The 13,938-nt window shown below is 64.2% G+C and carries 13 protein-coding genes; 9 read left to right on the forward strand and 4 right to left on the reverse strand.

Annotation, left to right across the window (positions count from 1 at the left end; translation table 11 throughout):
• Positions 1 to 15 precede the first annotated feature (15 nt).
• Complete coding sequence (locus QFX32_04650; protein ID MDI9633330.1) at positions 16 to 1,371, forward strand: glycosyltransferase family 39 protein; 1,356 nt, start codon at positions 16 to 18, stop codon at positions 1,369 to 1,371.
• On the opposite strand, the gene QFX32_04655 is transcribed toward QFX32_04650, so the two are convergent.
• Positions 1,350 to 2,213 (reverse strand): nucleoside 2-deoxyribosyltransferase, encoded by an 864-nt coding sequence (locus tag QFX32_04655; GenBank protein MDI9633331.1) that lies wholly within the window; start codon positions 2,211 to 2,213, stop codon positions 1,350 to 1,352. The genes QFX32_04650 and QFX32_04655 overlap by 22 nt on opposite strands.
• Positions 2,214 to 2,244: 31 nt before the next feature.
• On the opposite strand from QFX32_04655, the gene QFX32_04660 reads away from it, so the two are divergent.
• Positions 2,245 to 2,736, forward strand: a complete 492-nt coding sequence (locus QFX32_04660; protein MDI9633332.1) for a DUF367 family protein — start codon at positions 2,245 to 2,247, stop codon at positions 2,734 to 2,736.
• 82 nt (positions 2,737 to 2,818) lie between these two features.
• On the opposite strand, the gene QFX32_04665 is transcribed toward QFX32_04660, so the two are convergent.
• A complete protein-coding gene (locus tag QFX32_04665; GenBank protein MDI9633333.1) occupies positions 2,819 to 4,939 on the reverse strand; it encodes a PAS domain S-box protein in 2,121 nt (706 codons plus the stop codon).
• 188 nt (positions 4,940 to 5,127) lie between these two features.
• Here QFX32_04665 and QFX32_04670 point away from each other — a divergent pair, with 188 nt between their 5' ends.
• The gene (locus QFX32_04670; GenBank protein ID MDI9633334.1) at positions 5,128 to 5,589 is read left to right on the forward strand and encodes a response regulator; all 462 of its coding nucleotides are present in this window, start codon (positions 5,128 to 5,130) and stop codon (positions 5,587 to 5,589) included.
• Between the two features lie 14 nt (positions 5,590 to 5,603).
• Here QFX32_04670 and QFX32_04675 read toward each other — a convergent pair whose 3' ends face one another.
• A complete protein-coding gene (locus tag QFX32_04675) occupies positions 5,604 to 6,554 on the reverse strand; it encodes a DNA-3-methyladenine glycosylase (GenBank protein ID MDI9633335.1) in 951 nt (316 codons plus the stop codon).
• A gap of 99 nt (positions 6,555 to 6,653) precedes the next feature.
• On the opposite strand from QFX32_04675, the gene QFX32_04680 reads away from it, so the two are divergent.
• From QFX32_04680 to cgi121, 6 genes are all read left to right on the forward strand, one after another.
• Positions 6,654 to 7,676, forward strand: coding sequence for a type II glyceraldehyde-3-phosphate dehydrogenase (locus tag QFX32_04680; protein MDI9633336.1), 1,023 nt, complete (start codon positions 6,654 to 6,656; stop codon positions 7,674 to 7,676).
• A gap of 200 nt (positions 7,677 to 7,876) precedes the next feature.
• Positions 7,877 to 8,818 (forward strand): tyrosine--tRNA ligase, encoded by a 942-nt coding sequence (locus tag QFX32_04685; protein ID MDI9633337.1) that lies wholly within the window; start codon positions 7,877 to 7,879, stop codon positions 8,816 to 8,818.
• A gap of 20 nt (positions 8,819 to 8,838) precedes the next feature.
• The gene (locus tag QFX32_04690; GenBank protein MDI9633338.1) at positions 8,839 to 9,645 is read left to right on the forward strand and encodes a serine protein kinase RIO; all 807 of its coding nucleotides are present in this window, start codon (positions 8,839 to 8,841) and stop codon (positions 9,643 to 9,645) included.
• Positions 9,642 to 10,181, forward strand: coding sequence for a KH domain-containing protein (locus tag QFX32_04695; protein ID MDI9633339.1), 540 nt, complete (start codon positions 9,642 to 9,644; stop codon positions 10,179 to 10,181). The genes QFX32_04690 and QFX32_04695 overlap by 4 nt, the downstream gene beginning before the upstream one ends.
• A 130-nt stretch (positions 10,182 to 10,311) precedes the next feature.
• Complete coding sequence (locus QFX32_04700) at positions 10,312 to 12,504, forward strand: ATP-dependent DNA helicase (GenBank protein ID MDI9633340.1); 2,193 nt, start codon at positions 10,312 to 10,314, stop codon at positions 12,502 to 12,504.
• Between the two features lies 1 nt (position 12,505).
• Positions 12,506 to 13,027: a KEOPS complex subunit Cgi121 gene (gene cgi121, locus QFX32_04705; GenBank protein MDI9633341.1), complete on the forward strand. Its 522-nt coding sequence runs from the start codon at positions 12,506 to 12,508 to the stop codon at positions 13,025 to 13,027.
• Positions 13,028 to 13,274: 247 nt separating this feature from the next.
• On the opposite strand, the gene QFX32_04710 is transcribed toward cgi121, so the two are convergent.
• Positions 13,275 to 13,787 carry a MogA/MoaB family molybdenum cofactor biosynthesis protein gene (locus QFX32_04710; GenBank protein MDI9633342.1) on the reverse strand — a complete coding sequence of 171 codons (513 nt, stop codon included), beginning with the start codon at positions 13,785 to 13,787 and terminating at the stop codon, positions 13,275 to 13,277.
• Between the last annotated feature and the right edge of the window lie 151 nt (positions 13,788 to 13,938).

Consider the following 13,938-nt stretch of genomic DNA (forward strand, 5'->3'; position numbering starts at 1 on the left):
CTTGCCGCACTCACGTTGGCCGGTGCAACACTCCGCTTCTATAAACTCGATTTCAATTCCCTGTGGCTCGACGAGGCCTTCACCTACAACGCTGCGAAGGGTTCGCTCGCGGAGATATGGAACACGATGGAGGTGGGGGATTTCCACCCGCCCCTCTTCCACTGGATCGAGCACTTCATGCTCGCACTCGGGAACTCCGAGTTCATCCTCCGACTCGTTCCCGCGATCGCGGGGATATGCACGATCCCGGTCTTCTACCTTGTGGGAAAGGAACTCGCGGACGAGAGGGTCGGCGTGATCGCGGCAGCACTGCTCGCATTCTCCCCCTTCCACATCTACTATTCACAGGAGGCATACTCCTACTCACTGGTGCTCCTCGTCTTTTCCATCCTCCTGTATTCCTACCTGCGCGTCCTCCGCACGGGTGAACGCCGGTTCTATATAGCGGTCGGGATACTCTCCGCCCTCGCGTTCTGGATCCATTTCTACACCGCGATTCCCGTCTCCTTCGTGTACATTCACGCCGTTCTCCACGCGTACTGGACGAGGGGATCCTTGAGCCTCGAATCACTGAAGGACGTGTTTTACTCGGGTCTTACCTTCGTCGTTCTCATCTCTCCCCTCATCCCTGTCGTCATCCAGCGCTATTTCACGCTGACCGCGAGGCCCCCGACGTACGGCGTGCTGGGACTCCCCCTGATAAGCGAGACGTTCACCAGGTTCTCGTCGTTTTCCCCCATTCTCGCCATCCTGTTCGTTGTCACCTTCGCGGCGGGGGCGTTATTCCTCTACCGCGAGAACAAGTCCACCTTCGTGCTCTGGGTGATCCTCATCTCCCTCCCCCTCCTCCTCTCCGTCGTGCTCTCTTCGAAGATGACGATGAACCCGCGGTACCTCATCTTCCTGCTCGCCGTGTTCTACCCCGGCATGGCATGCGCGTACCAGTGGACGAGAAGGTTTTCCACGAAAAAATGGGTCGTATTCTCCTTCATCGTGCTGTTTGCACTGTGCTATACTCCTACCCTGGTCTCGTACTACAGCGGGTACACGAAGGAGAACTGGCGTGACCTTGCCAAGATAATGGAGCAAAAGACTTATCCCGGCGACATCATCGTGCTCGTGCCGTCGTACCTCGAGCTGCCATTCAAATATTACTACAAGAATGAAACGGACGAGACCGTCCTCCTCGGCGCGAGCAGTGTGCGGGAACTGGAAAGGATAACCTATTTGCGGGGAAACAGAACGGTCTACTACATCATGACGGGAGATGTATGGGCAGCGAATCCGGAGGGCGATGTCGTGAGGTGGCTAGAGAAGAATGCAACCTACAAGGGGACACTCACCCAGATTCATGTCTTCTCTTCCCCCTGAATCATTTTTGGCCCCCTCAGCACCCGCAGCAGTTCCCGTTCGTCCCTGACGACCCGCGACGGGACCTCAAGCATCAGGTTCACGTGCTCATGTGGCCCCGCCCTCCTGAAGTCCGTCCGCAGTGCGACGACAGGGATTCCCCTCGCGCAGGCGTACCCCATCTCCCACGCTGTTCCCGAGTCCGCGTCCGCCCCGTCGATGATCGCGACGAGGACGTCGCTCCTCTCGATCTCGGCGCAGCACCGCGAGAATATCTCTCGCATCCCGTGCACGTCGCGGTGGCCACTGTCGTCGCCTGCCTCCTGAGGGAGGAAGACCGAGAAATAATGGGACACGAGGAGGTCCCGGATGTACGCATTGTACCGCCTCTCCGCGGCCGAGAAGAGCGGCGCGGCGAGGTACACGCGGTACCGGGAGAAGTCGGTGACGTCGATCGCCGGGATGTCGGAAAACATCCGGAGGAACACGCCCCTCCCCTCCCGGAGGGCGGGACCCGTCCCGTCCTCCCCGTAGTACGTCGTGTCCACGCCGCAGGTCGGCGACGAGTTGACCCCGACGATGCAGAGCGGGGGCCCGCGGGTCCTCACAATCTCCCTCACTTCCGCCGCGAGCCTCCCGAGGAGGGCGAGGAATTCCTCCCTGTTGAGCCTCTCGAGGAAAGTCCCCGGTTCCCTCTCCCTCCCGAGGAAGAGCGTTTCAGGGCAGGGCAAGTCGACGATCTCTATCCCGAACTCGCGGCACCTCTCCCGCGCCCGCTCGAATGCCCGCAGGTCGGATTCCCGCGTGATTCCCCTCGCCCTCAGGCCCGGGTCGCTGATGCAGGGGCAGGCCAGCACATACATTGATACAATGTGGCCCCGCAGGGATACATAGATGATCCGGATCCTCGCGTTCCGGGACGACAGCTGCGATCCGCGGAAATGCACCGTAAAAAGGCTCGAACGGGCTGGCCTCGCCACGGTCGTCCCGAGGATCTCCCGCCTGCCGCGAAACACCCTCCTCCTCGACCCCACCGCCGGAAAGGCCCTCTCCCCCGCCGACAGGGACAGGAGGACCCTCTCTGTCCTCGACTGCTCGTGGGAGGTGATCGACGGCATCGGGCTCTCCTCGTTCCGGTACCGGAGGGCCCTCCCATACCTCGTCGCGGCAAATCCCGTCAACTTCGGCAGGCCGTGGAAGCTCTCCTCCGTCGAGGCCATCGCCGCGGCGCTCGTCATCCTCGGCGAGAGGGAGCAGGCAGAGACAATCCTCAAGGTCATCCCGTGGGGTCCCCGCTTCCTCGAGCTGAACGCTGAGCCCCTCGCGCTCTACGCGAAGGCGCGTGACAGCAGCGAGATCATCGAAATACAGAGCCTCTTCTTCTGACGCGAAAGAGAATCCGTCCCGCAGGGTTCCCCTCGACAGGCGAACCACCCGCACCGCTCATTCCGTTCGGTCCGGCGCTGCCCTACCGCGTGGTGCCCTGCACCGCGAGCGATTCCCTCGCCCTCTTCCACCCCGAGATGTCCCTGAAAGACTCTATCGCCCCGACGATGTTTCCCTCCCCGTCGAAGAGGGGGGATGCCTTTGCCCAGATGTACCTCTCCGTGCCCCCCGCCGACCCCGGGATCGTTGCCTCGGCGTAGAGGCTGTCCCCGAACTTCCTCACGGACGGGTGGTTCCTCGCGAGCTCGTGCGCCGGCAGGCCGAGGATGTCGACGAGGACGGGCATCGTGCCCTTCAGGAACGAGAGGGCTTCCCTGTACCTGTCGGAGCCGAGCACTTCCTCCTTCCTCACACCCGAGAGGACTTCCATCGCCCGGTTCCACGCGATGACCCTCCTGTCCCTCCCGAGGATGAAGGTCGGGTCCGGCATGAATTCCGCGGCCTCCTGGATCTTCTCGTACGTCGTCCTGAGGGCCTTCTCCATGGCCTTCTGGGCAGTGATCTCCATGAAAACGCCGATGTAAGAGGCAGGCATGCCTGCCTCGTCCCTGACGAGCGTGAGGGACGACTGGAAGAACCGTGACTTCCCGTCCCCTACCCTGATGCGTATCTCGCCGTTCCACGCCCCAGAGCGGCTCACCTCCCGCCTTATCTCAGCGAGGGATGGCGTGAAATACCTCGTGAGGTTCCAGAACTCGCCCATGTGGTTCTCCTGCATGTCGCGCAGGTCCCTCGCACCGAAGAGGGAGAGGAAGACCTTGTTTGCGTACACGAGCCGATCGTCGGGGTCGAAGATCACGATGGCATTCGTCGCGGACTCTATCGCGGCGTTCCTGATGCGTATCTCGCGTTCGGCCTCGATCCTCTCGCTGATGTCCGTGAAGGAGGCCATCATCGCGATGGGATTCCCCTCCGCGTCCCGGACGAGGTTTGCGGTGTGGAACGCGTGGACGGTCCGCCCGTCGCCCCGCGGGATCAGGACTTCCCCGTTCCACTCGCCCCTCTCCAAAAGGAGCCTCGGGGCACCTTCCAACCTTTCGCCCGCTGTCCCGGCCGGAAAGAGCGTCCTGAGGGGCTGCCCGATGACCGCGTCGCCCAAGGGATCCCCAATCATTTTGAGGAACGCCGCATTCGCGTACGTGATGCGCCCGTCGAGGGTCGCGATGACGACGCCATTGACGGACGACGAGACGGCCATGTCGAGGACGCGGAGCCTCTCCTCGGAGAGCCTCTTTTCCGTGATGTCCCTCCCCACCCCCTGGTACTCGACGATCCTCCCGCTGCCGTCGAGAATTGCCCTGTGCGTCCAGAGATGCCACCTCGTCTCGCCCCCGGGGCAGACGACCCTGTGCTCGTGGGTCTCCACGTCCCGCCCGGGTCCGAGGGAGAGGATCCTTTCCCTCACCATCTCCCTGTCCTCGGGGTGGACGTACTCCAGTATGTCCTTCCCGGGTACCTCGCCGGCCACCCATCCCATGTACTTGCACAGCGCGCCGTTGGCGAAGGTGAGGCGGAAATCGGGGTCGAACCTGCAGATGAACTCTGTCTGATCCTCGACGATCGCCCTGTACCTCTCCTCGCTCATCCTGAGTCTCCTCTCGTATTCCCGCGGGAGGGTGACGTCCTCGAATATCAGGGTATACCCCCTCCTCCCGTCTTCAAAGACCGTGGGGACGACCTTGTACGCGAGCGTGCACTCCCTGCCCCGGATTTCGAACGATATCTCCTGCTTCTTCCCGGATGAGGAGTCGGCTGTCTGGATAGTCGCGGAGATCTCCCCAAGAGCGGGGATAACAAGCTCCCCGATGGCTGATCCCAGCACGTCCTCCCTCCTCGCCGAGAAGAAAGAGAGGAAGTTCTCGTTGACGTCGGTGACCCGCAGGTCCGCGTCGAGGATGAGGATGAGCTCGGTCGTGAACCGCAGGACGGAGGAGATAGGGACGCGCTGGGCGAGTGTGTAGACCTTCGCGTTCCCGTACACCCTCACTTCCACCTCGCCCGTGATGAGGAGGATCTCGAGGTACTTCGCCACGGAATTCCTGTTCATTTTCAGGGTGTGCGCGATGTCAGAGATCGTGAGGCCTTTGGGGCGGCTCTTCAGCAGCCTCTTGATTCTCGAGATCTTCTCCCGGTCGAGGATCATGGCAATGGTGTGATCGCACGCTGCCCCCTATAAATATATGCCCGCATTCCGTGCGGGACCCTGCCTCTCTCACGCGCCGGAAAAAGGCCGTGACACTTTTGGTCTCCGCGGGAGAACTTGTTCCCGGGAAATGACCGGGGGAGGCCTCCATCAAAAGGTATTTGCCACCCCGCGGGACATTCCTATCGATGGCGAGTCCCCCGCCGGCCGCAGAGATCCTCCTCGTCGAAGACAACCCCAACGACGTCGAACTCATCCTCCACGTCTTCCAGTGGTGCAACCTCTCTAACAGGGTCCACGTCGCGTGGAACGGGGAGGAGGCCCTCGACTACATCTTCGGGACAGGACCGTACGCGGGGAGGGATACCTGTCACCACCCGCAGGTCATTCTCCTCGACCTGAAACTCCCCAGAGTCGACGGGATCGAGGTGCTCAGGAGGCTGAAGAATGACCCGCGGACCCGGACGATTCCTGTCGTCGTCCTGACCTCTTCGAGGGAGGAGAGGGATATCGTGAGGAGCTACGACCTCGGCGTGAACAGCTACATCGTTAAGCCCGTGAAATTCGACGATTTTGTCTGCGTGATAAGGGAACTAGGGCTCTACTGGAAGACGATCAACCAGCCGCCTGTCGAGGAGAGGGGAGAGTGAAACACCCCCTCCTCTCAGTCCCCCCTCTTTCCCGCGAGTGGTCTGCCCGAGGGTCCGGCCCTCCCGGCGTGCTGGTCAGCAAAGAGGAGGTAGTATGCCGCAAGGCCCTTCCAGTCGCCCCACCTCCGGGCAAACTCCCTCGCCTGGCCGGGGGTGATGAGGTCCCCGAGGGAGTAGAACCGGGCAATCGCGCGCCGGATGCCGAGGTCGCCCGCCGGGATTACGTCCAGACGGTGCAAACCCCGGAGGAGGACGAACTCCGCCGTCCACCTCCCTATCCCCCTGATGCGGCACAGCTCGTCGATGACCACTCCCGGGTCATTCGGCCCCCTGTAGGCCTCTAGGTCGATCTCCCCCTCCCTCGCCGCCCGCGCGATCTCGAGGATATACCCCGCTTTCCGGAAGGAGAGCCCGCATTCCCGGAGATCCCGGGGAGATGCATCCGCAAAGTCCTCCGGGCGGGGGTACGCGTAGAACGTCCCCTGCGCCGTCCGCACCTCCTCCCCAAAACGCCTCACCACGCGGGACTCGACCTGCCTCGCGACCGGGGTCGCGATCTGCTGCTCGATGATTGAAGTCACGACGGCCTCAAAGACCGTCTCGGAGGAGATCATCCTCAGCCCGGAGAGGGCCTCTGTGAGCCTCGAGAGGACAGGGTCGCCAGCGACGGCACGGGAGAACGCGTCCAGGTCGTCACCGGTGTTCAGGAGGCGGGTCACGCACTCTTGGAGTTCCGCTTCGGATACCAGGGTGTCCCCTCCCGTGCCGAGGACATCCACCGCGAGGACGGCCTCCCCGTCCTGCCCAACGTCCCGTACCCTGATCGCAACAGGGGTTTCCCCCACCCGGACAACCTGCGAGAGGATACCACCGTGGTATTTCCGGACCGCCGGGTCCCCGGCGGAGAACACGCTGCAGATCAAGGCAAAATCGTAGGGGAGCTTGGGGTGGATGGAGAGGGGCATTCCAGGGTTGTACGGTGGATTGGGGGGGAGAAAAAGGTGCGGGATTCCCCGCGGGCCGTTTTGGGAACCTTTAATGCTCCCGGTTCCCACCCATCACGCATGATCAAAGTTGCCATCAATGGCTACGGGACGATAGGAAAGCGCGTCGCCGACGCCGTTGCTGCCCAGCCGGACATGGAGGTCATCGGCGTCTCGAAGACGAGGCCGAGCCACGAGGCCTTCATCGCGAGGGAGAAAGGGTACCCGCTCTACATCGCCGACATCTCGAAGAAGGCCGCGTTCGAGAAGGCCGGCCTCCCGGTCGCGGGGAGCGTGGAGGACATGCTCGCGCGCGCAGATATCGTCGTGGACGCGACACCGGGGGGGGTCGGCGAGAAGAACAAGCCACTCTACGAGAAGGCAGGGATCAAGGCCATCTGGCAGGGGGGAGAGGAGCACGAAGTCGCGGGTTTCTCCTTCAACGCCGACTGCAACTACGCCGACGCGATCGGGCGGCAGTTCGCCCGCGTCGTCTCGTGCAACACGACGGGGCTCTGCCGGATCATCAACGCGATGGACAGGAACTTCGGCGTGGAGAGGGTGAGGGCGGTGATGGTCCGCCGCGGCGGCGACCCCGCGGACATCAAGAGGGGGCCCATCGACGCGATCGTCCTCAACCCGGTCACGATCCCGAGCCACCACGGGCCCGACGTGCAGAGCGTCCTGCCCCACATCAACATCGTCACGCTCGCGATGGTCGTCCCGGTGACGATGATGCACATGCACGTCGTCCAGATGGACCTGAAAGAGGAGGCAACGCGCGAGGAGGTCATCAGGATCATCGAGCAGAATCCACGCCTCGGGCTGATCCGGAAGGCGACCGGGATCACGAGCACCGCCGAGCTGAAGGAGTACGCGATGGACCTCGGGAGGCCCCGGTCGGACCTCTGGGAGAACGGCATCTTCGAGGAGTCGATCTCCTGCATGGGCAGGGAACTCTACCTCTTCCAGGCGATCCACCAGGAGGCAGACGTCGTCGTCGAGAACATCGACTGCATCAGGGCGATGACGGGGACCGAGAAGGACCCGGCAAAGTCCATCGCGATGACGAACGAGGCACTGAACTTCCGCCCCATAAGGTAAAATTTTTCCCCGCGAGGGGGGGCTGGGGGACTCCCCCCGGGGTTTCACCAGGGGGTTGACCGGTGCGTCCCCCGATGGTCGCCGCGCCGTGGCCCCGGGGATCCAAGCGCCGGCTCCGCGCGGGAGGGCGGCCCCCGCACCGGCGTGCACGGGGGCGTGCCACACAAGCATTAACACCACGCGTTCCCCATTTTATGTGAATGGACGCGTACGCTCTGGCGACGAGGAACACCGTGGAGGTGGTCACGACCGACGAGCTTGTCGCCCTCCTCGGGAAGGAGAGAAAGAGGGTGTATGCCGGGTACGAGCCGAGCGGGGAGATCCACCTCGGCCACCTCGTGACGGTCAACAAGCTCATGGACCTAAAGGAGGCCGGGTTCGAGGTCACGGTCCTCCTCGCCGACCTCCACGCGTTCCTCAACAGGAAGGGGACGATGGAGGAGGTGAGCGCACTCGCCGAGTACAACAGGAAGTGCTTCGAGGCGCTCGGCCTCTCGGGCGTCCGCTACGTGAAGGGCTCCGACATCCAGCTCGACCGGGACTACGAGCTCCTGGTCCTCCGCCTCTCCCAGCAGATCACGCTGAACAGGGCGACGCGGAGCATGGACGAGGTGGGCAGGCAGATGGACAACCCCACGGTCTCCCAGATGATCTACCCGATCATGCAGATGGTGGACATCGCGAGGCTCGGCGTGGACGCGGCCGTGGGGGGGATCGACCAGAGGAAGATCCACATGCTCGCGAGGGAGTACCTCCCGTCCGTCGGGTACCCCGCACCGGTCTGCATCCACACGCCCATCCTCTGCGGCCTCGACGGGAAGAAGATGTCGTCGTCGAGCCACAACTACATCTCGGTCGCGGATTCCGCCGACGCGATTGAGAAGAAGTGCAGCAAGGCATTCTGCCCGCCGGAGTGCGAGGGCAACCCCATCCTCCAGATCATGCAGTACCACATCTTCCCGCGCGTCCCCCGCGTCGAGGTCCGCCGGCCTGAGAAGTTCGGCGGAGACCGGGAGTTCGAGAGCTACGCCGCCCTCGAGGAGGCGTACAGGAAGGGGGAGATCCACCCCCTCGACCTCAAGAAGACCGCTGCACGGTACCTCTCCGAGTTGCTCGCCGGGGTGCGGGACCGCATCGCGTAGGCCGGGGGGGGGGTGCGCACGTGAGCCTCGAGCGAATCCAGGACAGGTTCGACCGGAAGATCGCGGAACTCGGTGTCCGCGTCAAGGACGTCGACCAGCTGAAGGTGCGGGAGGACGTCTTTGACGAGATCACCCTGCTCTCCCTCTACCGCCTCGTCCACAAGGGCTGGCTCACCGCGATCGGGGGGTCCATCTCGACGGGGAAGGAGGCGAACGTCTTCTTCGGGGAGAGGGACGGGACCGACCTCGCGATCAAGATCTACCGGATTCGGACCGCGAATTTCAACGCGATGAGCGAGTACATCATCGGGGACAGGAGGTTTGCGGGGATACGCAGGACGCGCAAGGACATCGTCTTTGCGTGGACGAGGAAAGAGTACTCGAACCTCCTGCGGGCCCACGAGGCCGGTCTCTCCGTCCCGCGGCCGCTCGTGTGGGACAGGAACATCCTCGTCATGGAGTTCCTCGGGGAGGACGAGCGTCCCTACCCGCAGCTCCGCCTCGCGGACCTCGAGGATCCCGCGGGAGCATACCGGGAGATCCTCGACTTTATCCGCGTCCTCTACAGGGATGCAGGCCTCGTCCACGCAGACCTCTCCGAGTACAACATCCTCGCGGGCGACCGCCTCTACTTCATCGACATGGGCCAGGCAGTCACGCGGGATCATCCCCGGGCCCTGTCGTTCCTCGCCCGGGACATCGCCCAAATCAACAGGTTTTTCCGCTCGAAGTGCCCTCTCCGTGATGAGAGGGAGATATTCTCCGAAGTGACCGGAATCGTGCCGCAAGGAGAGGGGGCCGGGGACGCGGAGGGGGGAGATGCATGATCCAGGAACTGAAGGTGGCCCAGAACCGCATCGGGGTCCTGATAGGGAAAGGGGGGCAGGTGAAGAGGGAACTCGAGGAGAAGACGGGGACCAGGATCCAGATCGACAGCCAGGAAGGGACCGTGACCGTGGAAGGGGAGGATGCCCTCCCCTTCCTCAGGGCAGTCGAGGTCATCAACGCGATCAACAGGGGATTCTCGCCCGAGAGGGCATTCTGCCTCCTCGAGGACGAGGACCTCCTCCTCGAGGTGATCGACCTCTCGGGTGTCGCGGACACCCCGCGCCAGCTCGACAGGATCAGGGGGAGGATCATCGGCCGCGACGGCAGGGCGAGGGAGCAGATAGAGCACATGACGGACACGAAGGTCTCGGTCTTCGGCAAGACGATCGCGCTCATCGGGCTGCCCGAGAACCTGAAGGTCGCCCGCACGGCAATCGACATGCTGATCGAGGGTGCACCGCACGAGGCAGTCTTTGCATACCTCGAGAAGAAGCGACAGGAATCGAGGCAGAACCTCGTCGATTACTACTACTGATGGGCAGGGAGACCGCCCCCCCCCCACGGGCTGCAGTGCGCGGCGCGGGAGCATTTCCACTGGAGTGCAAGTCAGCGTTATACAGGGTGAATCGCGTGGGACTGGATTACATGGCATTCTTGGAGTGGAAATGAAGGGGTTCGCGATGAGGGTAGGAGACCTCCCCATCCCCGGGTACCTCCGCGAGATCTACGCCCGCCGCGGTATCGACGAGCTCTATCCCCCCCAGGCGGAATGCATCAGGAAGGGTCTCCTCGAGGGGAGGAACATCCTCCTCTCCGTGCCCACCGCGAGCGGAAAGACGCTCGTCGCCGAGATAGCGATGCACCACCACATCTCCCGCGGGGGAAAGTGCCTCTACATCGTCCCCCTGAAAGCCCTCGCGAGCGAGAAGTACGAGGAATTCTCGGGGAAGAATGTGAGGGTAGGGATCTCCACGGGGGACTTTGACCGGAGGGACGAGTACCTCGGGCGCAACGACATCATCGTGGCGACGAGCGAGAAAGTGGATTCACTCATCAGGAACAGGGCCCACTGGATCCCCTCCGTCACCCTCCTCGTCGTCGACGAGGTCCACCTCATCGACGAGCCGCGCAGGGGCCCGACGCTCGAGATGGTCATCGCGAAGATGAGGGCAAAGAACGCGAATCTCCAGATCATCGCCCTCTCGGCGACTATCGGGAACCCCGGGACCCTCGCCGGATGGCTCGGCGCAGAGGTGGTGTCCGGCACGTGGCGGCCCGTCGAGCTACGGCAGGGTATCTACTGTGACGGCAGGATACGCTTTGGGGAAGGGTGCAGGGAAGTCCCCGCCGTTTCACGGAACGAGGACGTGAACCTCGTGCTCGACACGGTCTCCTCGGGGGGGCAGTGCCTCGTCTTCGTCTCCTCGCGCAGGAATGCCGAGGCATTCGCAAAGAGGGCGGCCAGCGCCCTGAAATGCGCGGATGCCGCCCTAGGCGCGCTCGGGGACCAGATAAAGGGTGCGGCGGCGACAGCCGACGAGGAAGTCCTCGCGAGCTGCGTCGCGAGGGGTGCTGCGTTCCACCACGCGGGCCTCTCCCGCGAGGCACGCGCGCTCGTCGAGGACGGGTTCAGGAGGGGGCTCATCAAGTGCATCGCGTGCACCCCGACGCTCGCCGCGGGACTGAATCTCCCCGCGAGGCGCGTCATCGTCCGGGATTTCCGCAGGTACGAGGCCGGCCTCGGGATGGTCCCCATCCCCGCGCGCGAGTACCACCAGATGGCAGGCAGGGCGGGGAGACCGGGACTCGACCCCTACGGCGAGGCAATCCTCATCGCGGGCGACGAGGCAGAGGCAGGGCAGCTGAGGGAATACTACATTGAGTCCCCGCCGGAGAACGTGAACTCCCGGTGCGACAACGACTCCGTGCTCACGGCGCAGATCCTCTCGCTCGTCGCCTCGGGCTTTGCGCGGACACACGCCGACCTGTTGCAGTTCCTCTCCGGGACTTTCTACCACTACCAGCACGGGAAGAGACGCACGATGGGCGGCCTCGCAGAGAGGGCACTGCAATTCCTCGAGCGGGCGGGGATGATCACGAGGCTTGAAGACCACCTCGCCGCAACGGAGTATGGGAACCTCGTCTCCCTCCTCTACATCGACCCCCGCGGGGCGGAGGCGATCGTCTCGGGGATGTCCCGCGCGCGGGAATACTCGGACGTGGCCCTGCTCCAGCTCATCTGCACGACGCCGGATATGTTCTGCCTCTACGTCGGCCAGAGGGACCTGCCCCCCCTCGAGAGGTACCTGCTCGAATCCGGGGACGACCTGTGGGCGACGCTCGAGCCCGGGGAAGAGGAGACCTTCTTTAGGGCCCTCAAGACTGCCCTCGTGCTCGAGGATTGGATAGAGGAAAAGCCCCTCGACCTCATCTGCGAGAGGTTCTCGATCGGGGCCGGCGATCTCCACGCGCTCGTCGAGAGCAGCAACTGGCTCCTCCACGCCGCGGCGAGACTCTCTGCGCTCTACGCGCCGCGGTTCACGCGGGAGGTGCAGGTCCTCGAGACCCGCGTGAAGCACGGCGTGAAGCGCGAGCTCGTCCCCCTCGTCCAGGTACGCAACATCGGGAGGGTGAGGGCAAGGAGCCTCTACACCCACGGGATAAGGTCGCCGGAGGAGATCCTCGCCGCCGACCCGCGGGTCCTCGCGTCCATCCTCGGCCGGGGAGTTGCCCAGTCGGTCCTCCGTGAGCTCTCGGACGCCGGGCAGGGCAGGGAGGATGGCCCGGCGGAGGCCGGGGAGGCGGCCGGGGAATCCCCCGCGCAGTCCCGGCTCGATGCATTCCACGGGGGGACGTGACGTGGGAGACGGGGGAGACTGCGTTGTCCGGCAGGTGAGGGTCCTCGTCCGGGACGTCGGCGAATTCCTCGATGCCGTGGGGGAGATCGCGAACCGCACGGGGACGCACATCGTCTTCTTCGACGCGGACAAGGTGGCCGGGAGGGCCCACGTGGAATCTGCCCTCCGCCACGCATTCAGGGCGAGGGAGACAGGGTCGATGATCTCCTCGAGGGTCGAGGTGGAGGCCCTCCTCTACGCCGCAGGGACGCGCCAGATCGTCGAGGCGGTCAGGTTCGGGCTCCACGAGGGCGCAAACAGGGCATACCTCGCGCTCTGCCCCGGAAACGACGACGCGTGGCGGGAAATCGCGCCCCTCGTCTCCCCCGCCGACGACGAGGACTGGGATGCCCTCCCGCCGGAAAAGGTCGATCTCCTCTGCACCCTCTTCTCGATCTCCCCCCGCGAGCTCGAGGTGTGCGGGGCCGGGAAGGTGAGAGAACTCGTCCTCGAGAGGGTGGCACTCCTCGACGTGTACAAGTAGGTCCCCGCCGGGGAACAGGGCAAGGTGCTCCTCCTCGCCGGCCCCGTCTCTCCGCCGTCCCGCGACAGGGGGACAGCCCCTTGGCCCCGCTGCCGCGCGGGAACGGTGCATGTCTCCGCGGTGAGGAGCCCCGCGATCTCCCTCTCCCGGTTGCCGCCCGGGAAAGGTACCGGCGAGGGCCTTTTCGTGCCGGCAAAAATACTTTCGCCCGGGCGGGGCACCCGGGCAGCCGGGGAACCGGGAGGATTCAGCCGGGCTGGCCGCCCTCGCCCCTCCTGCGCGCGTGCGAGAGGAGGTGGCGGAGCTCGGGCAGGATGATCTCCCTCACGGCGAGTGTCACGGCAGCCGGTGAACCCGGGAGGCAGAAGACGACCCTCTCCCCGCACGTCCCGGCAAGGGCCCTCGAGAGGATCGCGGACGTCCCCACCTCCGCGGCGCTCTTCTGCCTGAAGAGCTCGCCGAAACCGTCGATGACCTTGTCGAGGAGCGGCGCGATTGCCTCGATTGTGCAGTCGTCGGGGGAGATCCCCGTTCCCCCGTTGAGGATGATGCAGTTGCAGTCGCCGATCGCGGCGTGGAATTCGCGCCTGATGGCAACGATGTCGTCCTTCACGATCGCGTAGTGGGCGACCGGGATGCCCTTTTCCGAGAGGAGCGAGAGGATCGCTCCCCCGCTCCTGTCCGTCTCGCGGGTCCGGGAACTGGAGACCGTGATCACCGCGGCCCTCGCATCCACCGGTCTTTCGTGTTCTCTCTTCATCGCTCACTGGATCGTCTCCCCGGATGGATAAACGATTTTCCCCCTCCCCCTGCACGGCGCCCGCGTGCCCGGCCAGTTCTCCCCCCCCCGCATGCTGGGGAGATCCGCCCCACGGGGGTGGAGAGGCCATCGCCACCAAGCCAGTTTTGCC

The organism is Methanolinea sp. (genome assembly GCA_030055515.1).
Taxonomy (GTDB): domain Archaea; phylum Halobacteriota; class Methanomicrobia; order Methanomicrobiales; family Methanospirillaceae; genus Methanolinea_A.